Raw genomic sequence first — 24051 nt, forward strand, 5'->3', positions numbered from 1 at the left:
GCCGGTATCAAGCACTTCGCGGAACGCTGGGGGTTCCTCGATTCGCAGCCGAATCACTAGGCCTACTATGACGAGCTGGGCGCTGAACACAAAGGAGCCTGTCAGATTTCTTGTGTGTCGAGGTCATGAGACGATACCGAAAGAAACGCCCTTATGACCGAAACAACAAACATGACCAAGAAGAGCAAGAAACCGAGCGCGCCGAAGCTGTTTCCGGATGAGCTGATCGATCAACTGCTGGCCCAGGTGCAAAACAAGGATGCCGAGTCGATTCTCGGCGAATCGGGATTGGCCGGCCAGCTCAAGAAGCGGCTGGCCGAGCGCATGCTGGCGGCCGAACTGACGCACCACCAGACAACCGAGGCCGAGCAAGGCAAGGTCGGCAACCACCGCAACGGCACCAGCCCGAAGACGGTCATCACGCCCAATGGCGAGCTGACGTTGGATATTCCGCGTGACCGGCAGGCCACCTTCGAGCCGCAACCGGTCGGCAAATACCAGCACCGGCTGCCGGAATTCGACGACCACGTGATCAGCATGTACGCGCGCGGCATGAGCGTGCGCGGTCGGCACCGCTGCCGTTGCGCGGCCGTTATTCGGATGCGGAACTCGCCGCGTTTGCCGCCACGTTCGACGGCACGCGAAAGCAGCTTGCAAAGACGTTGGGACTGAGCGAACGAACGCCTTATCGACGGCTGGCGAATACGTCGTCCGACTTGGCGGGATTCGAATCGTGACCGGCGAAAGTCAGGCGGCGAGCCGGTAAAAAATGTAAGAAGTCCGCTGGATAAGGCTTTCGAGCATACGTTGAACCTCTGCATGTGAGACCTAATTCATATTTTTAAAATATAAAACGCCTCTCTATACTGGCCTCCGCATAAGCACAAAGCCATTCGCGTGAGCGACGGGCTTGTTATTCACTGGAGGCAGGCGGAATGGAAAAAGATACCGAAGTGGCAATCATCGGCGCGGGCGCCGGGGGGCTGGTGCTGGCGTTGAGCCTGCATCAGATCGGCGTGAGTTGCCGCGTGTACGAGGCGGTCCAGGACATCAAGGCGGTTGGCGCGGGTATCAACCTGCTGCCGCACGCGGTGCGCGAGCTCGACGAACTCGACCTCGTGCCGGCGCTGGACAAGGTCGGCATTCGCACCAAGGATGCGTCGTACTTCAACCAGCACGGACAGCACATCTACACCGAGCCCGCCGGCGAGGCGGCCGGTTATCCGTGGCCGCAGTTCTCGCTGCACCGCGGCGACATGCAGCGCGTGTTCCTCGATGCGGTGCTGGAGCGTCTCGGTCCCGACAGCGTGGCGACCGGCCATCGCTGCCTGAAGGTCGAACAGGACAGCGACGGCGTGACGGTGTTCTTCGAAGCGCCGAACGGCGAGCGCATCGAACCGGTGCGCGCGAGCGTCGCGATCGGCTGCGACGGCATCAACTCGGTGCTGCGCCGTCAGCTATATCCGAACGAAGGCGATCCGATCTATTCCGGCCTGACGATCTGGCGCGGCGTCACGCCGTTCAAGCCGGTCCTGAGCGGCGCGAACACGATCCGCGCGGGCTGGATGACGTGCGGCAAACTGATGGTCTATCCGATCCGCAACAACATCGACGCCGAAGGCAATCAGCTGATGAACTGGGTCGCGACGCTCGAACGGCCGCGTCCAGCGTCGTACGACTGGAATCGCGCGAGCTCGCTCGACGCGTTTTTCGAGCCGTACCGCAACTGGCATTTCGACTGGCTCGACGTGCCGGGCCTGCTACAGAAAACCGATCCCGCGCTGATCTTCCCGATGGTCGATCGCGATCCGTTGCCGACATGGACTTCCGAGCGCATCACGCTGCTCGGCGACGCCGCGCATCCGATGTACCCGCGCGGCTCGAACGGCGCCGGCCAGGCGATTCTCGACGCGCGCTATCTGACCGGCTGCTTCAAGCGCAAGGGCGTGAGCGTCGAGGCGCTGGAGGAATTCGACGAAGTGCGCGTCGCGGCGACTTCGAAGGTGGTGCTGATGAATCGCGCAAATCCGCCCGACACGGTGCTGCGCGTGGTCTACGATCGCTCCGGCGGCAAGCCGTTCAATCACATCAGCGACGTGATCTCGGAAGCCGAGTTGCGTGAGATCGGCGCGCGTTACCGCGCGGTCGCGGGCTTCGACATCGAAGCGTTGAGCAAGCGTGCGTCCTTCGTATAGGCGATGCGCGAGGCGGCCGGCGCGATACGCCGGCTGCGCGAACCACATGGAGGAGACGCATGAGTAACGCAGGCTTGCTGGTCCCGCCGCTGACTCCGTTCAGCGACGATCTGAACGTCGATTACGCCGCGCTCGCACGGGTGATCGACTACGTGGTGCAGCAGTGCCGTCCGCAGATGGTGGTGGCGGCCGGCGTCGAGGTGCAGGAGTACCACTACCTGACGCTCGAGCAACGCAAGGAACTGATCGCCCGCACGATCGAGCTGGTGGACCGGCGCGTGCCGGTCGCGGTCGGCATCTCGCATTCGTCGTTCCGGATCGCGATCGATCTCGCGCATCACGCCGAATCGCTCGGCGCCCAGGCGGTGCAGTTGCTGGTGCCGTCGCGGCCGTTCGGCGGCGAGTCGACCCAGGCCGAACAGATCGCGTATTTCGAGGCGGTCGCGCGCGAAACGAAGCTGCCGATGGTGCTCTATCTGAATCCGGGACCCGGCGCCGACGTGTCGATCGACGCGACCATCGAACTCGCGAAGCTCGACAGCGTGCACTACATCAAGGAGAGCTCGCGCGACCTGTCGCGCGTCGCACGGCTGATCGTCGAGATCGATCGCGCCGGGCTCGCGAAGTACTACACGACCATGCAGATGCTGCTGATCTCGCTGCAGCTAGGCGGCTCGGGCGGCACCTTGCCGCCGCCGGCCGCGGCGCTCGGCGCACGCGTTATCGACGCGTGGAAAGCGGGCGACGTGCAGGAAGCCGCGCGCCTGCAGGTGCAGTTCTCGGTGTTCCCGGCGCGCTGGATGAAGCACGGCCTGCTGCCGGTTTCGAAAGCAGCGCTGAAAGTCGCCGGCGTCGACGCCGGCAATCCGTACCCGCCGTTCAAACCGCTGCAAGGCAAGGATCTCGACGATCTGACCACCTGCCTGCACGCCACCGACCTCTTCAAGAAGGAGCACTGATGCTTACCGTCCAGCGGCTGTCGATCGAAGAAAGCGCGATCCTGATCGAGGGCGCGGCCATCAAGGCGCGCGACATGAACATTCCGATGTGCATCGCCGTCACCGACGAGGCCGGCAACCTGATCCGCTTCGACCGGATGGACGGCGCGAAGATCAGCAGCATCGCGATCGCGATCGACAAGGCGTTCACCGCCGCGGCGGCGCGCAACGGCACGCACGTCTACAACAAGCTGTGCGTGCCGGGAGAGCCGACCTTCGGCATCCACGTGACCAACGGTGGCCGTTTCTGCGTGATCGGCGGCGGGCTGCCGGTGCGCGTGAATGGCGTGGTGGTCGGCGGCATCGGCATCAGCGCGGGCACCGCGATTCAGGACGTGGAATGTGCGGAAGCGGCGCTCGCCTACTTCTACGAAAAGACCAGCTATCCGGCATGACATCGCCGGCCGCGTGCGTGGCCGGCCGCACAGGAGATATGCAATGTTCGGAAAATCGATTCTGTTCTCCGAGATGACCCCGGGCGCGGATTGGGTCGACAGATTCAACGAGTGGTACGACACGGAGCACATTCCGGTGCGCATGGTGCTCGACGGGTTCGTCGGTGCGCAGCGTTACACGCGTGCCGATCAGCCGAGCAACCTGGTGGTGTACGACATGACCTCGCGCGGCGCGCTGAAGACGCCCGGGTATCAGCGCGTCAAGAGCGAGCCGAGCGAGCGCACGCGCTGGATGCTGCAGAACGTGACCGGCTTCACGCGCTACCTCGCCGACGAGATCGGCACGGCCGGCACGCTCAATGCGCGCGCCGAACAGGCACCGGTGCTTTTCACCGCGATGTTCGCGGTGCCGGAGGCGAACCTCGCCGACTTCGACGCGTGGTACATCGAGGACCACATTCCCATCCTGTTGCAGAACAGGGACTGGCTCGCGGTGCGGCGCTTTGCGATCGCCGATGGCGAACCGGGCAAGTACAACCGGCTCGCGATTCACTATCTGCAGAGCGACGCGGCGCTGTCGTCGCCCGAACGCGCGCGCGCCCGTGATACGCCGTGGCGCAGCCGCATGGCGGTGCACGCGTGGTTCAAGGAAGGTACTTACGCGACCTTCGCGCGCCACGGCAAACGGTTCGACACGGCAGGTTCGTAAGCCCCGTCAGGGGCACCGGACGATCGATAAAGCGGGCCACGAAGCCCGCACGATGTCCATAGCGCTCATGCATCTGGAGGAGACACCATGCAGGCGAATCAACAGAACTATCAGGACAGGGTAGTCGTTCAGGACCTCATCGAGGCGCGCGGGGTCACGTCGTTCAGCATCACAGTCGCGGTACTTTGCGCGGTGGTGCTGTTCGCCGACGGCTTCAACACGCAGATCATCGGCTTCATCGCGCCGGGCATCTCGCGCGAATGGGCGATCGACAAGGTGGCGCTCGGCATGGTGTTCTCGTCCGGTTTTGCCGGGCTACTGGCGGGGCTGATCCTGCTCGCGCCGTTTCCGGGACGCATCGGTACCGCGCGCGTGGTGCTGATATGCACGGCGATGTTCTCGGTCTGCACGATGCTGACCGTGATGGCCAACAGCGCGACGAGCCTGATGATCTATCGCTTCGTCACCGGCGTCGGTCTGGGCGGCGCGATTCCGGGCGCGATCGCGCTGACTGGGGAATACGCGCCGCGCAAGTATCGCGGCACCATCATGATCCTGATGAACACCGGCTTCGCGTTCGGCGCGGTGGCCGGCGGTTCGTTGTCGAGCCTGATGCTCACGCGCTACGGCTGGCGGCCGATCCTGTTCATCGGCGGCATCATTCCGGCGGTCGCGCTGCTGCCGCTGTTGCGCTATTTGCCGGAGTCGGTCAGCTTCCTGATCCGCAAGCCGGCCGAGCGCGCGAAGGTGCAGACGATTCTGCGACGCATCGATCCGTCGTGCCCGCCGCTCGCCGACCACACGCAGGTCAGTTACGGTCGCACGCCGCCCGTGCAACTGAAATCGTCCGACATTTTCTGCGACCGACGCCTGCTCGGCACGCTCGCGATGTGGGGCGTGTTCTTCGTGACGCTCCTCGAAACCTTCTGCCTGCAAAGCTGGCTGCCGACCGTGCTGATCGATCAGGGCTTCGGCATCGCCGCGGCGACCTCGACCGGCACGCTGTTCAGCGCGAGCGGCATCGCCGCGGTGCTCGTGGTCGGTCCGTTCATCGATCGCTTCGGTCCGTACCGCGTGATGAGCACGCTGTTCGTCGTCGGGACGCTGTTCATCGCGGCGCTCGGCCCCGCGATGACGCTGCCGCTCGGCGTGCTGGTCGCAACGATCGTGCTGGCCGGCTTCTGTGTCGGCAGCACGCAGAAGGCGGCGGCCTCGCTGCCCGTCTACTTCTATCCGACGGATCTGTGCGCGGCCGGCGCGGGCTGGTCGTACGGGGTAGGTCGGCTCGGCGCGATCGTCGGTCCGTATCTGATCGGACTCGCGCTGCACAGCGGTCTTCCGGTGTCGACGCTGTTCTACTTCAGTGCGCTGCCGATGCTGATGGGTGCGTTCTGCGTACTGACGCTCGGACGGCAATCGCGCAAGGCAGGGCACCAGGCGCGTGCTGTGCCGGCCAGCGTGGTGCCCGCGTCCAACCGTTCCTGACGGGCGGCGTTACCCGCCGCTGTTCCAACCGCAATCCGTTCTTCGCGCGCAGCGCATGCCTGTGGCAGGCCCCGCGCGCGGGGACGGCTGCGTCTCGAGTCGTCCATTGTCCGGGACTTCGCATGGCAGTGCGTGTTCGCGCGGCCGGATCAAAGCGGCAACGAACGACCAGAACAAGAATAGACATGAGGAGTCGGGAATGAACGGAAAGTCCTTGCTGCTGGCGCTTTGCATCGTCGCCGCGCCTTGGGTCGCATACGGGCAATCGCGCGTCGAGCTGTACGGCATCGTCGACACGTACGTCGGTTCGATCAAACGCAGCGATCAGAGCGGCGCCGCCGCGGTCGTCAACGGCGGCGGTACGTACACGTCGTTCTGGGGCCTGCGCGGCTTCGAGGATCTCGGCGGATCGATGAAGGCGCTGTTCGTACTGGAGAGCTTTTTTCAGCCGTCGACCGGCGCGATCGGGCGCAACAACACCGACCCGTTCCTGTCGAAGAATGCCTACGTCGGCGTGTCCGGCAATTTCGGAGAATTGACCGGCGGCCGCTACACGATTCCGCTGCTCAAGGCGACTTCCGCGACCAACCCATTCGGCGCGTCGCTGCAACTGTCGCCGCTGATGCTGCAGACGTGGATTCCGAATTACGGCCGCAACGTCGTCGGCGACAGCGTGTGGAACAACGCGGCGCGCTACGTGAGTCCGCGAATGGCGGGCTTCGAGGGCACCGCGTTGTTTTCGTTCGGGCAGGTGCCGGGCACGAACGGCGCGAACAACTGGAGCTTCTCGGTCGAATACCGGAACGGCCCGTTGATGGCGGTCGTGCTCAATCAATCGGCGAAAACGGGCCCGGGTTTTCCGGTCGGCGTGAGCCGTCAGACTACGTGGATGGGTGGCGCGACCTATAACGCAAAGTGGTTCACGCTGTACGGCAGCTACTACAAGACCAGTACGGTCGGACGCGACATCAGTGATCGAACGGGCCAGCTCGGCGTGTCGGTGCCGATCGGGCCTACCGCCCTGATCTCGGCGTCGTGGGCCGACAGCCGCATCGACACGCAAGGTGCGGCGAACCAACGCCGCGACGATTACGCGGTTGGCTACACGTATCTGCTGTCCGTGCGCACCGCGCTCTATGCGATCTATCTGCTCGACAAGATTGGTGGCCGCGGCGGTGCGAGCAGCGTCGCATTCGGCATGCGGCATACGTTCTGAGTGCGCGCGAGGCCGGTGCTAACATCGCAGCGGCGCCACTTCCGGCGCCGCGACATCGCAGGGGCGCCCCATGGAACTGAGACATCTGCGTTACTTCGTCGCCGTCGCCGAAGAAGAGCATGTGACGCGCGCGGCGTTCCGGCTCGGCATCCAGCAGCCACCGCTGAGCCAGCAGATACAGGCGCTCGAGGACGAACTCGGCGTCAAGCTGTTCGTGCGATCGGCACGCACGATCCGCCTGAGCGCGACCGGCAAGTTCTTTCTGAGCGAGGCGCGCAAGATCCTCGCGCAATCCGAACAGGCGATCGAACGCGTCAGGCGTTTCGACCTCGGCGAAGAAGGGCGCCTGCGCATCGGCTTCACCAGTTCGTCGTCGATGCACGGCGCGACGCGCAGCCTGATCCGCGCATTTCGCGCCGCTTATCCGCTGATCGCGGTGGAGATCGACGAAGGGGCGACGCACGATCTGCTGTGCGAAGTCGAACAGGAGCATCTCGACGTCGCGTTCATCCGCTCCGACGTTACGCGCTATCCGGCGCTCGCGACCATCAGTCTGCTCGAAGAAGAAATGGTGGTCGCATTGCCTGCCGAACATCCGCTCGCGATCGATCCGCGCGAACGGATCACCCTCAGCGAATTGCGCGACGAGTCCTTCATTCTGTACCGGCAGATCAACGGTTCCGGCATCGCGAATATCGTGCTCGACGCGTGCGAGCGCGAAGGCTTCGTGCCGAAGGTCGTCGGTGAGCCGTCGCGACTGATGAGCGCGCTTTATCTGGTGGCCACTGGAATCGGTATTTCCGTGATGCCGAAATCGATGGTGCAGTTCCTGAACTCGGACGTGGTCTACAAGTCATTCGAAGCGACTAGCAATCCGCGCGTGCCGGTCAACATCGCGTATCGCAAGGCGGCGGATTCGGTGAGTATGATCCGCTTTCTGACACTTGCAAACGAGGCGCGGCGGTTGCAACCGCTTTAGGCGATGTTCTCCCAGGGCTCGGAAGATGCAGCTCACAGCTAATGAGATGCAGTTAAATTAGACATAAGGCTGTCTCAGGGTGGGCTCCGACTCTCCGCTGGACCGCTTTGAATAGTAGTGGTCCGTGTCCCACTGGGAGAAAGATTGGCTGACGAAGGGCATTCGCCTTCGAACGAACGCCGAATTCGGCCAAAAAGAGACATCCGCGCATGCAAGCATGATCGTCAACAATCGGCTCCAGATTTGATGGCCGCATCCATTTTGCGAGACAAACGATGAAGGTAACGATCGCACACATCCAAGAACCCCCGTTCGGTTGGGCGGAGGCGGATGGTACCGCCCGCTGTCTCGCGTCGTGTCGTCATGGCATCCCGGACTTTTCATACAGCGGCGCGGTTGCACATGTCCCTTCCCTAATCGACGGCGCGCACACGCCTCCGAAAAACATCGTCCGAAAGCTTCAATTCACGCCGCTGTCTGCGGGCGCTCGAAACGGGAGAAGGCAGGGCAGAGCGGCGGCTGACAGCGCCCGGTCGCGCTGACGCCGCCTTTTCGTCCGACACAGCAAGTCGGTGGCGCAGTGACTCAGCTTCACGTCCAAGCTCCGCGAGAAAGGCGTCCTTCGCGGACAGCTGGGCTTCGAGGCCTGCGCGCTCTCGTTCGAGCGCGCCTTGTTGAGCCGTCAGGCGAGCGACGGTGTCGCGCAAGGCGTCACGCTCAGCGCGATGCGCAGACTCGAGCTGATTGATCCGGTCGGTTGCCAGCTGCAGCTCCTTTCTCGCCCGACCGGAGGCCGCCCGTTCGTTATCAATTTCGAGCAGCGCGCGTTTTTCGGCTGCTGCCAGCCGCTCTTCGTTCTGACTGAGTGACTGTCGCAGTTTCTCCAGTTCAGCCGCAAAGTCCCGGCGAGCGTCAGCGAGCGCCTCCGTGGTGGCGTTCGTCTCGGCACGCGCGCCCGCCAGTTGCTCGCGCAGCAACGTCTGCGCAGTCTGCTGTTGCAACAGCTCGGCTTCCAGCTGCGCGATGCGCGCCGCGTCGGCGGCAGCCTTTTCGCCGGCCGCCCGGATGGTTATCAGCGCGGACGCATGGCGGGCTTCTGCCTCGCTTGCACGTTCCCGGGCAGCGTCCACCTCCAGTTGCGCCTCCTGCCGGAAGGCCTCGAGCGCGCCGCCGGCGGCGTCGGCAGAGAGACGCCACAGCCTGGCGACCAGCTCGCCCGCCGCGTGGGCCACTTCGGCGGGCAGATCCGGTTGGCCGACGTCGACCCGGGATTTCTCCCGAACCTCGGTCCAGAAGTCCCGCAGCGCTTTCGCCGGCGCGCTCATGCTGCCTTTGCGCACCAGCTGGTACAGCTTGTTGGCCGTGGGCGTCTCGCCGTAGCGAAAGAACATCAGCGCGCAAACCTCGCGATACAGCGCCTGCGTGTCGGCGACGCGTTCGCGGACGGCATCAATGTCGGCTTCGAGGGTCATGAGGGGCCAAATGAGGTGGTTCGGTAGGATGTGTTGATAATACAACGTATAACTCGAAAAAACAACGTTCTGTACGCAATACACGACATTAGTACTATAATGTCGTGTATCATAGAACCAGCGTTCACCCCGATCAATCCCCGTTTTCGGAGCCTCCAGACCGTGCCCGATACCCAGCTCGCCACCGTCCAGCCCGTGGAATCGCTCGTCGTGCCCGACGTGCTCGACGGCCGCGACGGCATCAACCGTGGCTCGATCGAGCATTCGCAGCTGTCAGCCCGTAACGATCTGGACGCCGTGCGCGCCTGGCTGTCGAACTTTGCCGATACGAAGACCACGTTCGACAACTACCGCAAGGAAGCCGAGCGACTGCTGCTGTGGGCCGTCGTGCAGCTCGGCAAGCCGCTGTCGTCGCTGACGCACGAGGATCTGCTGCTGTTCAAGGGCTTCCTGGTCGATCCGCAACCCGTGGGCCGCTGGGTCTCGGCCAACGGCGGGAAATATCCACGCGGCGACGCACGCTGGCGCCCCTTCAACGGTCCGCTGTCGCCGGCGAGCCAACGCCAGGCGCTGATCATCCTCAACGCGATGTTCACGTGGCTGGTGAACGCCGGCTATCTGCGCGGCAACCCGATGGCGCTGCTGCGTCAACGCGCCAAGCGTTCGGCGCCACGGGTCACGCGTTACCTGTCGGTGTCGCTGTGGGACGAAGTCAAGGAATTCGTCCAACAGCTGCCCCAGGAGACGGAGGCGCAACGGGCCTATTACGCCCGCTGCCGCTGGCTGACGACGCTGTTCTATCTGCAGGGCATGCGGATCTCAGAGGTCGCGGGTGGTCAGATGGGAAATTTCTTTCGCCGACTTGGTGCCGACGGCCAGGACCAGTGGTGGCTGGAAACGCTGGGCAAGGGCGACAAGGAGCGCATTGTGCCGGCCTCGCCTGAGCTGATTCAGGAATTGCGCCGCTACCGGACGGCGAACGGTTTGTCCGCCCTGCCGACACGCGCGGAAGAAACCCCTCTTATCCTCCCCTTCAAGGGGAAAGCACGCTGCCTGTCGCGCTCCGCGATTCATGACGCGATTAAAGGTGTCTTTGGCAGCGCGGCAGCCTGGCTACGCAACAAAGGCCCCGAGTTTGCCGACCGCGCCGACGAACTCGAGCGCGCCTCGGCACACTGGCTACGGCACACGGCCGGCTCGCATCAGGCAGACGGAGGCGTTGATCTGCGAACCATTCGCGACAACCTCGGCCACGTCTCGCTGAACACGACGAGCTTGTATCTCCACACTGAGGACGATGAGCGCCATCGCGAAACGGTTGCCCGTCATCGCATGAACTGGAATGACGCGAAAAATCCGTCTGGCTCGTAGCGCGGATGCGATCGCGGTACGCCGCAGGCGGAACCAAGATCTAGAACTCCATAAACTGCGCTTACCGCATCTCGCTCTATGCGTAATATTTGAAGTTGTGTCGCCACTTTTCGGACGGCAGTCCCGGATTGGCGAGTAGAATCTCGCCGACCCTGTCAGAATATTTGACCGTGATAGGCTGGCCTTCGCCCAGCTGGCAGGCGTTATAGTTGAGCTTCGTAAGCCCAAGGATGTCTTTGGCAACCTGCACAATATCGGCGTCGCCGTGTTGAATGCTGATCGCCAATGGAACCGGCACCTCGAACCCATCGTAGGTTGCGATCCGTGGCTTAAAACCGTTCGTGAACAATAGCCCGTACCGCTCAGAGCGTTGCCAGAACACTCCACGTTGAACAGGATGCTGACCGCGCTTCGTCACGTTTGGATGTTCGTCGTATCGATAGAGTCGCAAGCCGCCCCGGTCCTGACGAACGCGTATTGCCGTCAGCTTGACGCCTGGCGGGCACGCGCGGAGAAAGCCAGCGTATTCTTCCGCGTCGATTCCCGAGCGGACATGCAGGAAGATCTCCTTCAGAGGACGTCCATCCTCCTGCTTATACGTCTCGATTGTGCCGCGAAGGAGTGCCTCCGCCTTGTCGGGCGGTAGATGGAATTCGCCGCGCTCCTTTGAGTACCACGGGCCGAACTCTCCGACGAAAACAACGCCATCTCCGCTGTCAAGGAACATCTGGGCGGCACAACACGCGTTGCGACCGTCCTCCGTCAGCTTGTATGCAAGACCAACGTAGCACACCCCGTCTCGCGCCCACGGCGTCTTCCACGGTTTGGCGCCACATTTATAGAAAACTGCTGTTCCGAAGTTCCAGAGCCTGTCCGACAGCGGATTGGTCCCAGGCTCACCATTGCGGACCGGTGGCACGATTCGTAGCGTCGACTCCCTGATGATCTGAACCGGCAGCTCGTGCGCCATCATTCTGGCCTTCAGCTGACGCCGAAAGTCGGGTGACAAGCCGCGAGCTTCCTCGAATTCGTCCATTTCTTCCAGCACCCCGAGAACGGCCGGATCTTCGTCGTCGAACATGCGGACCTGGCCGCTGTTACGATCGTCGATGGCTTTTTTGAGAAACTTCTCCTCCCGCCTGCTGCGGGCGCTATCGCTACGCTTCGCTAACGCAACTGATGAATTTGGTCGGCAGTTTTCGTACACCTCGTCGGGGACCACACAGACCGCGAGCGCCGGCCGGGCGTCGAGCTTCGAAAGCCGGTCAGTTGGCTCAATATATAGTCCTGCTACCGCATAAGCGCGCTCGTATTTGTCGGCCTTGCGCGAGGCGTCCGACAGACTGTCAGCGTCCACGAGGTAGCGCCGGACAGGATTCGGCCACCGTGCGCCGAATGCAACGTCGAACCCTGGAAATGGCGGCCACGCGCGGTGGCGCGCGGGATCAACGCAGGCTGCAGGGGCATTCAATGCAGTGCACCAATCGTTCCAGAGTTCGACCCCTTGAGGCGTGCCGATGACAATGTGGTCGGGCAATTGCGTGCGCGGTTCTGCCGGGCCAAAGAGTGCGAGACCATCATGCGGGTCTTCGGCGGTTTGGCCATGGCCGAATTGAAGCAGAGGCTCGCCAAGGAAGTGAAATACATCAGTCATGGCGCAGGAGCTCCTTTGATCGGGGATGACGCATCACCCTCTTCATCATCATCTAGTCGCTCGCGGTACTGAGCGATCTCCTCTCCAATATCCGACATGCCAGACAGTGCCAACACATCGAGCCCTACTGGACACTCCCAACTGAGCGGCCGGGTCTGCATAATTACCGCCCGCTTCCCTTCGCCTATCATGACCTGACCGGGCGAGGTCTCAAGCCCCTGAACTACGCCCAGCATGCGAGCGAGCCATTGCTGGTTCCACCACGACCTTGTCACGACCTTTCGACGTCGACCGATCTCGATTCCCTCGAACAATTCGCCTTCGAGTGTCGTGACACGCACATAAACCTTGACGACCACGTTCCATGACCCATCAATGTCAAGCTGTGGACGAAAAATCGGCGCTAGCTGGTAGAAGAACCGTGAGGCACGTTCCCCCCACCCTTTCGTGCGTTCGCCCGTAAGCTGCACACTTGTGGCGCGCCCGTCGACGTGACGTATAGCCTGATTCCACACACCTGACTCGCGGTCGGGAAAATAGAAAACCTTGCGGTCCGGGCAAAGTCGTAGCCCTCTCTGTGCGCACACCACCTGCAGACTACGCCAGGCAAGTTCCTTCGCAAGATCCTGAGTTCGCTTGCCGTCTTGCTCCTTCACGTGTTGCCACAGGAATTCAGGCGTACGGGTCACCTTTATGGCGGAGATGGCGTTCTCAGGGGGCTGAGTGAAAGCAACAAGCCGAGTCGCGCCCAGTTCGACATATGCCCATCGAGCACGCAGATCGACGGCCTGTTCTTCCGTAAGCGCCCTTCTAAGGTCGAAAAGAAGCATCGACTCCGGAAGCTGAAGGGGAAACACGTTCGCATAGACTGGCTCAGGCTTCGCGACCGTCACCCGCGTCGGCAGGTAATCACGAAGAGCAATCTGCCGCCCTCGATCCAGATCCAGCATTGGCTTGATTCCCAGCGTGTTCAGCCGAGCAAGAACCTGGCCCAGCCCGACGTTCCATGACTCAGCGAAGGCGGCTGGGACCAATTTGGCCAGTCGCGAAGGCATGCGTGCATCTGAAGCGACAGTTACAGTGCACGGAAGTACGAAGTCCGACTTGCTCAAGGCGATCGTGCATCGCTCAGCAAAAATGGTATCCGCCAGACTGGCAGTCGAAACGACTGGAAGGTACTGGACTGCACGGGTCCGAAGCAGCTGTTGGACCGTATCGTCGGCGTGCTCCCCCGCAAGAGGCGCGGTTCCGTGACACCACGTCCGATATCCCGCAAGTGTCAAACGGCGAGCTAGCCATGTGGCAACCGCGTGATCCTCCTTCACATGATCGATTAGCAACGTATCGTGGCTTTCAGCGATCGACTCGCCACCGCATTGCGGAAAGAACGGCGGTGCGAAGATGCCTGGGTGCTGCGCAATCAGATGCCGTTGTGGTCCGACGAGTTGCACCCGCAGTCGCTCAAGATCAAACAGGTCGAGCGTCCACCCGTACGTGTCGCCAACAAATTGATGCGCAAAATCCTTGTCGGACGCCGATAACGCCTCAGTGCAAACAAACACGAAGACATCCGGAGCATGACCTGCGTCATGAACCCGTTTGCAGTCGCTGCGGAGCTTGACGCGCCAGTCAGATCGGACCGTGTAGGCGAAGCTGATTTTTCGGCCTAGGCCGTCACTTCGGATAACCGCATCTCGACCTTCGTCACCTGTCCCACCAAGCGGATCGATCTCAGGGTATCCCAGCCCCGCCAAAACGGCTGAGCTCAGTCGTTCGAAATCTCTGTAATCGGAGATGCACTCAAGACAGTAGGTTATCGGATCGGCAGACATGACGATGTGAGGTTAGAAAATTGCCGCGCTGGGTTTCTATGGATATCTCGACAATCTTGCCACGGTAAGGACGGCCGCACCACGTGACACGTGCTCAAGTCCGTTGCGAGAAATTCGGTGAAACGGCTGACATCTGGTTCACGCGGAGGTCTCATTCCCATTCGACGTGACATCCCTCACCGGGACCTCGGGCGACCGCACCATGACCTGCGTACGCGGTACTTGAAGAAAGCCCACCTGACGATAATAACTTCGCAATTTGGAGGTCGCTTTGGGCATCGGTACATGGAACTGGTCATAGCCAAGTTTTGCTTCGTCAGGTCCCTCTGGCTTTACAGAACGATCTCCCTCGTATTGCAGCGGAAACGCTTTGAGGGCGATCAGGCCGGCCCCGGCGCGAAACCTGTGTATCAGCGCACGCAGTGCAACCAACCCCACGCCACGACCCCGGTATTCGCGATAAACGACCAATCGATCCAGGATCAGTAAGCTAGGATTCCACAAATAGTCATCGCCATGAGCAAGGCGAGCCACCCGGGGCTTTATATCGTCGTTTCCGTCATACAGCGCCTCGTAGTACTGGATGCACGTGCTATCGCTGTCAAAGACATCGAAGACGGACTCCCTCTCGGTCACGGCACCTCCGACATCGACGTATTTGACACTGAAATACCCTACATCAGTTTCTTCGTCGGCGCGGTCTGGCAGCAATAATTTTCCATCGTATTCGAATATGAACCGCGAAGGCTCATCGTCTTCAGCGAGGAACTCATTTTCCGAGCAACGTAGCGTCAACATGTTTGGCAACCAGATAAGAAAATGAGGTTCGATATTCGAGCGCCTTACTACGAAAAGCTGCCCCGAACAGATATCGATGACACGCTGGTTTTGCGAAGCCCGCAGTGGTCACGGCGATGTGGGCAGCAGCGTGCCCCGCTGATGAGATCAACCGGGAAACAGCCGATTTAGGGTGCTCTGCACCCGCATATTGTCCTCCTCTGCCTTGCGTCGTTGCAGCAATTCCGCACGTTCCGCCGCTGCTTTTGCTTCTGCATCTCTCTTCAACTGGTCCTCATATACACGTGTTGCTGTAGGAAGCCAGTTCTTGAAGTGTTGAACGATGGCCTCTATCTCGTGTTCCTGCGCGTCGATAGACGCTACTTTCCCCGAAAACTGAAACCGCTCGGGGCCTTTGTTCATCAGTGAGGAATAGTTGCCCATCTTACCAAGCGCCTGAAGCCACTTCGGGTTGACCGATTCGCTAAATTCGAGGCGAAGCGTTCCCTTATCCCACTTGCCTCCGACGACTCGGATACCGTTGGCTACGATCGGATCATCCACGTCGCTAGCCCGGATCACAGCCTGGTCAATCCGGCTGATCTTCTGCAGGGATACAGCGTTCTCGTGCTGGAATCCAATTTCCCGCTTCAGCGCGTCGATTGACGCCGGGCGTGCTGCGGGACCCTGCCGCAGCATTGAATCAACAATTCCGTCTAGCCACGCGAGATCGGGCACTGCGTCAGCGATCTTGCGATACCCTGTGCCGTGAGGGATCTGGCCGGTGAACATCTCGTTCAAAATCAAACCCAAGGAATAGATGTCAGCCGGAACGCCTACCGGCTGATCTCGCATGCGCTGCTCGGGAGCTGCGTACTGGAAGTTTGCCAGGCGGGTGCCCGGCTTGGTCTCGATGGCCGTGATCAAGTCTTCGGCATTGAACCGCGCGACGCCAAAGTCAGCAACCGCCAGACGGTTCGTAGCAGAACGGTAAAGCACATTTTCTGGCTTCAGGTCGCGGTGCACAACGCCTTTCAGGTGCGCCGCTTCCACGCCGTCCAGAATCTGACCGAATAGCGGTAACACATCGGCAGTTGCAATCCCTCGCTGCATCAACCCACGCAAGCTCTCGTCGTACGTCTCCATGACGTAGAACGGGATGCTCGACTTGTCGGTGAACTGGACGCCATGGTCCACCACGCGCACAACGTTCTCGTGTTTTGTACTCTGCAGGAAGCCGATTTCGTTCTTAAAACGGCGACGTTTGTCTGCAGTGACGCCCTGTCCATGCAACAACTTCAGGGCGTACGCCACGCCCGAGTCGTCTCTGACAAGGTACACCCGACCCGCGCCGCCCTCTCCTAGCACGCGCTCAATCGTATATCGTGCGAATGTCGTTTCGAAATCTGCTTCTTTCGCGTTCGTGGCCATGCCAAAGTATCCCATTAGTCTCGGGCGCTCTTAAATGAGGAGCATCGGCGCTAATGATACGGGCGATATCGATTCGCAGGGCGACGCGTAGTGATAAACGGCATGCTGCACTGCAGCGATTCTTGTTTTGTGAGTTCGATGTATGGACCAGGGCACATCCTGGGGCGGCGATAGGCCCGATGCCGCGACGGTACCGATCGTTGTTCGATCGAGCACTCGCAGCTCCCACCGGCATCACGATCTGTTCGCCGTGTGCGTGGGATCCCCTTCAACCAAGAAAAACGTTGCCTTTCAAGGTCTGCTATGCACGACGCCATGGGTGTCTTCAGCGGCGCAGCTCACTGGCTGCGTTCCAAGGGACCGGAGTTCGCTGATCGCGCGGACGAACTTGAGCGCGCATTTGTACACCGACTACGACATACCACCGCTTCTCACCACGCCGATGGCGGCGTGGTGCGGACAATGCGCGACAACCTTGACACATCTCACTGAACGCTACGGGTATGTATCTGCAGACCGGGGGTGATGAGGTAGATCGCCACCAGATGAACTGGGATGGTAAGGCAACAAGATAGAATCCAACTGACACCCAATAGGTACGCAAATGACCATCGTCGTGCTTTGGCATAACGCTGAAACTAACCAGCATTGCTGTGCAGCGGACACGAGAATCTCAGGCGGCGGCGATACTGCGACTGACAACGGCCCAAAGATTCTGCCTGTTCCCGTGACGTGCTTCGAAGAGATGCCCGGACAGAGAATCTGGTTTCCTACCCAATTTCGCAGTTTTGGTTTCGCCTATTCCGGTTCGAGCCTCTCGGCGATGAGCGCGTATGGGCTCGCGACTGCATGCACGCAAAATCTCTCCGGAGTGCCCGGTCTGAAACGTCCGGTTTCCGTCGCGGCCGTCGCCAATCTTTTCAGGAGCGTGGCGCAGCACTACATATTGGACATGTCGTCCCGACTGGCCATCAATGACGACTACAGTCGCTTCTTCTTCAAGGCAATGCTGTTCGGTTTTTGCCCTGCCGATCGTGCATTCAAAGCATACACAATGGAACCGTCAATGGTCGCTGGGGCATGTCAGGTTATCCTCCGTGAGCTTTCTACGGCGGCAGGCGCTATTCATCCGATGGGCAGTGGCAGTCACGTTTTCACGAAACTGCATGACAACCGCGAGCGCGAGCATGGCGACCGGGACCCGATTCACACACTGCAGGAGATGCTTGCTGGTGAAGTACAGGATGACGTCGGTGGCTCCGTACAGATTGGCGTCAGCGGACAGAGCGGTTTCCGGGTTCTTCCCGTGTTAGCGCAAGGGCGCGAGGCGGACGCCCCTACCGTGAGCTTTCTTGGCTGGGACGTCGCAACTGCTGGTGACATAGACGGCTACGAAATCGGGTATAACGCCATTGGCTTTGATTGAGCGCGTGCAATGTTCCGCAACCTGTAATGAGGCGCCCTTCACGCTCCTAGCATCCGGCTGCCGCGCCTGGCGCGGAAAGAGCCGAGAATTCTTCAGCATGACGTGACGAGCCACCGCGCCGCGATCGAACTTAAGGTGCTCGCGCATGCGCAGGTCAATAGGTCGCCGCGTCTTGCCGACGTAAAAGTAATTTTTCGTGTCCGCGTCGCCGCGCGTAAATAGTCCGTAGACGATGTAGGTCATTAGTTTCAGTCGTCAAGGAATCACACGGAACATCGACGGTACACGTACAGGACACTGCAGCTCGATTGCATAGCTTTTCTGTGTGATTTTGATCGGGCTAGTGGTCGAGAACCTGGTGTTCGGCCTAAGCGGAAAAACACACGATCAGGGTGGGGCACGGAATCGTGAGGCGCGTGCGTGAATGCATCGGCCGGCTCGCAATTCGCTGAAGTTTCAGGCCGGCCCCGACTTACGTGATTTGCGCGCGGTCTTCGGAGCTGCGCCCGCACTGGCGCGTTCGCGCGCTTCGATTTCGGCGATCGCGGCGTCGCGATTTTCGAGCGCCAGTTGCCGGTGCGTGGCCTCCGCGAGATTTTCATCGCGTGCGGTGATCGCGTCGATCAGGCGGCTCCAGCTCGCAAGCGATTGCGTGCGCCGCTTCTGCGTGGCAAGACCGAGCCGCGCATAACGACCGATGCGCTGCGCGAAGCCGACCAGCAATTCGGCGAGCTGGTCGTTACCTGAAAGCTGCGCGACGTCGGTCACGATCATCCCGCTGGCTCGCGCGTACGCATTGCCGTCTTTCACTGCCGCCTTCAATCGCGCGAATCCCGCAGCCAGTACCGGCGCGTGTTCGGGCTGGAAACGCGCGGCCGCGCGGCGCGACGCCAGCGCGACCAGCATTGCGCGAATCTCGAACAGGTTCATCAACTCCTGAGTCGACAGTAGCGTCACCTGTGCACCGCGTTGCGGAAGGATCCGCACGAGGCCGCGGCTTTCGAGGATGCGCAATGCGTCGCGCACCGTGGCGCGGCTGACGTTGAAAGTGGTCGCGAGATTGACTTCGCGCAGGCGCTCGCCGGGAGCGAACTGTTCTTCGGTGATTGCGACGCCGATCTGCTCGGCGATCTGGATCGCCAGCGTCGCGGCTAAGGCTGCTGGAACGAAATTGGGCTGCAGGGAGCCGGTGTTGTCGCTGAGTGGCACAGCAGTTGTCGTATCGAAAGAGGTGTAAGGGGTCGAGGAAAGCCGATGGTGAATGTCGGCATTCGGACGAGATCGTGCAGACGATTCTAGCAGGGTCTCTCGGCGAAATCCGTCACTTCTGGGCATCGTGCTCACGCCTCAAAGCGAAAGTCATTTCATTCAAAACTTGACCTAATGTCGACATTTGGTCAATATTGAGAAAAGACCGTTCGTCGCGAAGTGCGGCGAGCAAACAATCGAGGTTCGTCCCACGTCGTTTTTTTGAGGAAACAGACAATGAACAGCGTCTCAGGAGGCAGTGCGGTCGTCGAAAGTCTACGCAGTGAAGGTGTCGATCATGTGTTCGGGCTGATCGGTTCGGCCGGCATGGAAATCTTCGATGCGTTGTACGGCGCGCCCGATATCCGTTTTATCGGCGTACGCGACGAACGTACCGGCACGCATATGGCCGACGGCTATGCGCGGGCGAGCGGCAACGCCGGCGTGATCCTCGCGGGCCAGAACGGTCCTGGCGCCACCAACCTCGTGACGGGTCTAGCGCAGGCGTATGCGGCCTATTCGCCGGTCGTCGCGCTGGCGGGTTCGCTGTCGAGCGCGCATGTGTATCGCGATGCGTTTCAGGAAGTCGACCAGCAATCGCTGTTCAAGACGGTCACAAAAAAAACCTGGACAGCGACGCAGACCAAACGTCTGCCCGAACTGGTGCACGAAGCATTTCGCACGGCGCTGACGCCGCGTCGCGGACCGGTCGCGCTGAACCTGCCGCGCGACATCCTCGCCGAGACGATCGAATTCGATCCGGGTCCGAGCGCGTGGCACGATGCGCCGCCGCCGGCCGGCCCGGCCGATGTGATCGAGCGCGCGGCGCAATTGCTCAAGGGCGCTGCGCGGCCCCTGATTCTGGCAGGCGGCGGCGTCAAGAACGGCCGTTCCCACGCGGCCGTGCTGAAGCTCGCCGAACTGCTCAATGCGCCGTTGGCGATGTCGCCAGGCCACGGCGATGCCTTGCCTTGCGGCCATCCGTTGTACGCGGGACAGATTGGCCCGCGCGGCAACGTCGTCGCGACCGATTGTGCGAGGCAGGCGGACGTGATTCTCGCACTCGGCACGCGGCTCGGCTTCAATACCACCTTCTACACGAACGACAACCTGAACCCGCAAGCCGCGATCATTCAGGTCGAAACGGATCCGCTCGCGCTCGGCCGGCTGGTGCCGATCGAGGTCGGCGTCTTCGGCGATGCGGGTGTCGTCGCTACGCAACTCGCGGCGGAACTGTCGGCACACAAAGCCACCGCCGCGGTGCAATGGGCCGCCGGCTTTCGCGAGCGCCGCGCGGCGCTGCTCGCCCAGCGAGAGGAGGTCGGCGCGCAGAACGCGACGCCGTTGCAGCCGGCCGCGCTCTTCAAGATGCTGCGCGCGCTGAGCCCCGCCGATTCGATGTTCACGATGGATGCCGGCACACTGTGTCTGCAAGCCACCGATCAGATGCCCTACGTGCAACCGCCCGCGCTATTCACGCCGCTCGATTTCGGCCTGGTCGGTTTCTCGTATGCATGCGGACTTGGCGTCAAGCTTGCCTGTCCGGAGCGGACCGTGATCAGCCTGATGGGCGACGGCGGGTTCGGCATGACGATGAGCGAGATCGGCACCGCGGTCCAGCACGGCATCAACTCGATTTGCGTGGTGATGAACAACGGCTGCTGGGGCGCGGAAAAAGCGTATCAGCGCGATTTCTTCGACGGCCGTTATATCGGCGCGGACGTGCCGAATCCGCCATACGACAAGGTCGCCGAACTGTTCGGTGCAAAGGGTTTCCGGGTAAATCATGCGAGCGAGTTCGAAGCCGCGTTCGGCGCGGCGCTCAGTTGCGGCAAGCCGGCGATCATCGATGTCCAGATCGATCCGAACGCGCTCTACAGCTTCCGCCGCGATTCGTTCAAGCATCGCGCGAAGAGCTGACACGAACCCGCAAAACTCGCAAAACAGGTAACCAGATCGACACTCGCATGACTAGCGATTACGACTACATCATCGTCGGGGCGGGCTCGGCGGGCTGCGCGCTCGCTGCCCGGCTGAGCGCAAGCGGCCAGCAGCGGGTGCTGCTGCTCGAAGCCGGCGGCCCGGACAACAATATCTGGATTCACATACCGCTCGGGGTAGGCAAGCTGCTCGGCAACGAACGCTATGCATGGAAGTTCGAGACCGAACCGCAGGCGTCGATGTGCGGCCAGCGCGTCTACTCGCCGCGCGGCAAGGTACTCGGGGGATCGAGTGCGCTCAATGGCATGGCCTACGTGTGGGGAGATCCCGCCGAATACGACAGGTGGGAAACGCTCGGCTGCGAAGGCTGGAATTTCGACACCCTGCATCCGTACTTCAAACGGCTCGAATGTTATCCATACAACGACGATCCGCGACGGGGCCACACGGGGCCGGTGCGCATCACCGACCGCGCGCAACGCGACACCGATGCGCTATCCGATGGCTTTGTCGCCGCTTGCGTCGAAGCGGGTGTCGCACGGACCGCCGACTACAACGGACACAACTACGAAGGCGTGCGCTACCTCGAACAGACGGCATGGCACGGACGCCGCTGGAGCACCGCCGTCGCGTATTTGCGCGCCACGCGCCGACGGCCGAACGTGCGTATCGAAACGAATGCGCTGGTTTCGCGCATCCTGTTCGCCGGTACACGCGCGACCGGTGTCGAGTACTGGAAGAACGGCGAGCGATGCGTCGCGCGCGCGCATCGCGAGGTGTTGCTGTCGGCCGGTGCGATCAAGTCGCCACAGTTGCTGGAGTTGTCCGGGATCGGCAACACGGCGCTGCTCGACCGGCTCGGCATTCCGGTGGTAGCGCCGCTGGCCGCGGTCGGCGAAAACCTGATCGATCATCTGCAATTGCGCTGCACGTATCAAACGATGCTGCCGATCACGATCAACGACGTGATGCGCAGTCCGCTGCGACGCATGCAAGTCGGGCTGCAATACATCGTGTCGCGGCGCGGGTTGATGGCGGGCACATCGTCCACCGCGCACGCGATCATGCGCACCGATCCGGCGCTGCCCTCGCCTGACGTGATGATCCGCATCTATCACATCAGCGGCAAGGATCGCTATTCGCGCACACCTGGCGCCGGCATCGATCAATACTCGGGCTTCTCGATTGGCGGCTTCAAACTGTATCCGGCTTCGCGCGGCACCGTGCATATCGGCTCGGCCGATGCGCGCGAACAGCCTCTGCTGCAACCGAATTACCTGTCCGATCCCGAAGATGCACAGCATGCGGCACAACTGCTGCGATCGATCCGGCGCATCGCCGCGCAGCCGGCGATGGCGCAACTGATCGTCGCGGAACAGCGGCCCGGCACCGGCGTCGACGATGCGGATGATGCGACGTTGCTCGACTACGCGCGCGAAATTGGCCAGACCGCATGGCACACCGTCGGCACTTGCCGGATCGGGCCACGCGGCGAGGGCGTCGTCGATAGCCGGCTGCGGGTGCATGGGGTCGACGGCTTGCGGGTGATCGATGCGTCGGTGATGCCGACGCTCGCCTCGTCCAACACCAACGCCCCCGCGATCATGATCGGCGAGCGCGGCGCGGACTTCGTCCTGGAGGATGCAAGATTATGAGCAAGAAAGCGGCTGAAAATGAAGGTGCAAGTGGCAACAGCAAAGGTTCGAAATCTCTGGCGCCCTCGCCCGCAAACCACGCAACGCCCTACACCGACTCGCAGATCGCACGCGGCGACTGGAATCCGCTTTGGGACACGCTGCGCGCCTGGGACCCCGCGTTCATGGAAGCGTATCTCGCGTTTCGAAGCGTGCCGCATCAGAACGGTCCGCTGTCGCCGAAGGTCAAGGAACTGGTGATGATCGCAATTAATGTCGCGACCACGCACATGTACGGCCCCGGCGTGCGGCGCCATATGCAGAACGCGCTAAAGCAAGGAGCGACCCGCGACGAGATTCTCGAAGTGATCCAGTTGACCACCGTACTCGGCATTCACGCGTGCAATCTCGGTGTGCCGATTCTGGCTGAAGAGATGGCTCGCTGGGAAGATGCGGGGACCGCTTCGACGCCTTTGGCTAAGCAGCCGCGCAAGAAAGCGAAACACAGCGGAGCGAAACCGTGAGCGACGTCGTGTACACGATCGAGCCGATCTATCTCGGCAAGCGCACCGCCGATACGTCGATGTTTTTATATCTGACGGAACCAGGCGTGCCGATCGAGATTGCCTACCGGTTGTGGCTGTTGCGCTCAGTGCACCGCAGGCTCATCATCGACACGGGTCCGCCGACCAGCGAAGGGCGCGCGCGCGGCCTGACCGAAGCGCTCGATGCCAGCGACGCGCTCGCCGCACACGGCGTGGATGCGAAAACCATCGATACCGTGCTGCTCACGCATCTGCACTGGGATCACGCGGCCAACGCCGATCAATTCCCGAATGCACAGTTTTTCGCGCAACGTGGCGAGATCGAATTTCTGTGCAGCCAGCGCCGGCAACATCCGGCGTTCGACAGGTTTTTTAGTCAGCACGTGCATTTGGAGCATCTCGTCAATAACGGCCGCTTGCATGCGCTCGATGGCGACGTCGAGATCGACCGGGGTCTGCGCGCGCTGCGCGTCGGCGGCCATACGCCCGGCTCACAGATGTTCTGCGTAGATACCGAGGAAGGCCGCGCCGTGTTGACAGGCGATGCCGTGCCGCTACACCGCAACTATATCGATCGCATTCCATCAGGAATTCTCGTCGATGTCTTCGACGCGATCGCTGCGATCGAGCGGGTTCACGCGCTCGATCCCGTGCGGATCTACACCGGCCACGACATCGAACCGAGTCTTCGACTCAAACGAAGGCGCTAAGCGCGCCGGGAACGCAGGAATAAACGAGATTCC

Annotated in this window: 19 protein-coding genes and 1 pseudogene; 14 read left to right on the forward strand and 6 right to left on the reverse strand. The window is 61.5% G+C overall.

Going from position 1 to position 24051, the window contains the following annotated elements; all coding sequences use genetic code 11:
* Positions 1–153 precede the first annotated feature (153 nt).
* The 8 genes and pseudogenes from J3489_RS27465 to J3489_RS27500 all read left to right on the forward strand — a co-directional run.
* A pseudogene (locus tag J3489_RS27465) lies at positions 154–564 on the forward strand (transposase); the annotation flags it as partial.
* Between the two features lie 371 nt (positions 565–935).
* Entirely contained in the window at positions 936–2195 is a 1260-nt protein-coding gene (locus J3489_RS27470; RefSeq protein WP_207003560.1) for a flavin-dependent oxidoreductase, read from the forward strand.
* A gap of 59 nt (positions 2196–2254) precedes the next feature.
* Positions 2255–3154, forward strand: a complete 900-nt coding sequence (locus J3489_RS27475) for a dihydrodipicolinate synthase family protein (protein ID WP_207003562.1) — start codon at positions 2255–2257, stop codon at positions 3152–3154.
* Complete coding sequence (locus tag J3489_RS27480; RefSeq protein WP_207003564.1) at positions 3154–3588, forward strand: GlcG/HbpS family heme-binding protein; 435 nt, start codon at positions 3154–3156, stop codon at positions 3586–3588. The genes J3489_RS27475 and J3489_RS27480 overlap by 1 nt, the downstream gene beginning before the upstream one ends.
* A 43-nt stretch (positions 3589–3631) precedes the next feature.
* The gene (locus J3489_RS27485; RefSeq protein WP_207003566.1) at positions 3632–4297 is read left to right on the forward strand and encodes a hypothetical protein; all 666 of its coding nucleotides are present in this window, start codon (positions 3632–3634) and stop codon (positions 4295–4297) included.
* 87 nt (positions 4298–4384) lie between these two features.
* Complete coding sequence (locus J3489_RS27490; RefSeq protein WP_207003568.1) at positions 4385–5782, forward strand: MFS transporter; 1398 nt, start codon at positions 4385–4387, stop codon at positions 5780–5782.
* A gap of 199 nt (positions 5783–5981) precedes the next feature.
* Positions 5982–6998: a porin gene (locus J3489_RS27495; RefSeq protein ID WP_207003570.1), complete on the forward strand. Its 1017-nt coding sequence runs from the start codon at positions 5982–5984 to the stop codon at positions 6996–6998.
* A gap of 70 nt (positions 6999–7068) precedes the next feature.
* Positions 7069–7977: a LysR substrate-binding domain-containing protein gene (locus J3489_RS27500; RefSeq protein ID WP_207003572.1), complete on the forward strand. Its 909-nt coding sequence runs from the start codon at positions 7069–7071 to the stop codon at positions 7975–7977.
* Positions 7978–8390: 413 nt separating this feature from the next.
* Here the strand turns inward: J3489_RS27500 and J3489_RS27505 are convergent, their stop codons facing one another.
* Positions 8391–9449 carry a DNA-binding protein gene (locus J3489_RS27505; protein WP_207003575.1) on the reverse strand — a complete coding sequence of 353 codons (1059 nt, stop codon included), beginning with the start codon at positions 9447–9449 and terminating at the stop codon, positions 8391–8393.
* A 162-nt stretch (positions 9450–9611) separates the two neighbouring features.
* On the opposite strand from J3489_RS27505, the gene J3489_RS27510 reads away from it, so the two are divergent.
* Complete coding sequence (locus J3489_RS27510; RefSeq protein WP_374193492.1) at positions 9612–10820, forward strand: tyrosine-type recombinase/integrase; 1209 nt, start codon at positions 9612–9614, stop codon at positions 10818–10820.
* Between the two features lie 76 nt (positions 10821–10896).
* On the opposite strand, the gene J3489_RS27515 is transcribed toward J3489_RS27510, so the two are convergent.
* The 4 genes from J3489_RS27515 to J3489_RS27530 all read right to left on the reverse strand — a co-directional run bounded on the left by J3489_RS27515 (position 10897) and on the right by J3489_RS27530 (position 16514).
* Positions 10897–12474, reverse strand: coding sequence for an argonaute/piwi family protein (locus J3489_RS27515; RefSeq protein ID WP_207003577.1), 1578 nt, complete (start codon positions 12472–12474; stop codon positions 10897–10899).
* On the reverse strand, positions 12471–14306 hold the full coding sequence (locus J3489_RS27520) for a PDDEXK family nuclease (protein ID WP_207003578.1): 1836 nt from the start codon (positions 14304–14306) through the stop codon (positions 12471–12473). Before J3489_RS27520 ends, J3489_RS27515 begins: the two co-directional genes overlap by 4 nt.
* Positions 14307–14444: 138 nt before the next feature.
* Entirely contained in the window at positions 14445–15104 is a 660-nt protein-coding gene (locus J3489_RS27525; protein WP_207003579.1) for a GNAT family N-acetyltransferase, read from the reverse strand.
* 147 nt (positions 15105–15251) lie between these two features.
* The gene (locus J3489_RS27530; protein WP_207003580.1) at positions 15252–16514 is read right to left on the reverse strand and encodes a serine/threonine-protein kinase; all 1263 of its coding nucleotides are present in this window, start codon (positions 16512–16514) and stop codon (positions 15252–15254) included.
* A gap of 604 nt (positions 16515–17118) precedes the next feature.
* Between J3489_RS27530 and J3489_RS27535 the strand changes: the two genes are divergently transcribed.
* On the forward strand, positions 17119–17940 hold the full coding sequence (locus tag J3489_RS27535) for a hypothetical protein (protein ID WP_207003581.1): 822 nt from the start codon (positions 17119–17121) through the stop codon (positions 17938–17940).
* 456 nt (positions 17941–18396) lie between these two features.
* On the opposite strand, the gene J3489_RS27540 is transcribed toward J3489_RS27535, so the two are convergent.
* Positions 18397–19149, reverse strand: a complete 753-nt coding sequence (locus J3489_RS27540; protein WP_207003582.1) for a GntR family transcriptional regulator — start codon at positions 19147–19149, stop codon at positions 18397–18399.
* 276 nt (positions 19150–19425) lie between these two features.
* Here J3489_RS27540 and J3489_RS27545 point away from each other — a divergent pair, with 276 nt between their 5' ends.
* Genes J3489_RS27545 through J3489_RS27560 form a run of 4 tightly spaced genes read left to right on the forward strand, consistent with a single transcriptional unit; the run spans position 19426 to position 24018 of the window.
* A complete protein-coding gene (locus J3489_RS27545) occupies positions 19426–21108 on the forward strand; it encodes a thiamine pyrophosphate-binding protein (RefSeq protein WP_207003584.1) in 1683 nt (560 codons plus the stop codon).
* Positions 21109–21155: 47 nt separating this feature from the next.
* Positions 21156–22784, forward strand: coding sequence for a GMC family oxidoreductase (locus J3489_RS27550; RefSeq protein WP_207003586.1), 1629 nt, complete (start codon positions 21156–21158; stop codon positions 22782–22784).
* A complete protein-coding gene (locus J3489_RS27555; protein WP_207003588.1) occupies positions 22781–23287 on the forward strand; it encodes a carboxymuconolactone decarboxylase family protein in 507 nt (168 codons plus the stop codon). The genes J3489_RS27550 and J3489_RS27555 overlap by 4 nt, the downstream gene beginning before the upstream one ends.
* Positions 23284–24018 (forward strand): N-acyl homoserine lactonase family protein, encoded by a 735-nt coding sequence (locus J3489_RS27560; protein WP_207003590.1) that lies wholly within the window; start codon positions 23284–23286, stop codon positions 24016–24018. Before J3489_RS27555 ends, J3489_RS27560 begins: the two co-directional genes overlap by 4 nt.
* Positions 24019–24051 lie beyond the last annotated feature (33 nt).

It is taken from the genome of Trinickia mobilis (assembly GCF_017315705.1).
Lineage (GTDB): Bacteria > Pseudomonadota > Gammaproteobacteria > Burkholderiales > Burkholderiaceae > Trinickia_A > Trinickia_A mobilis.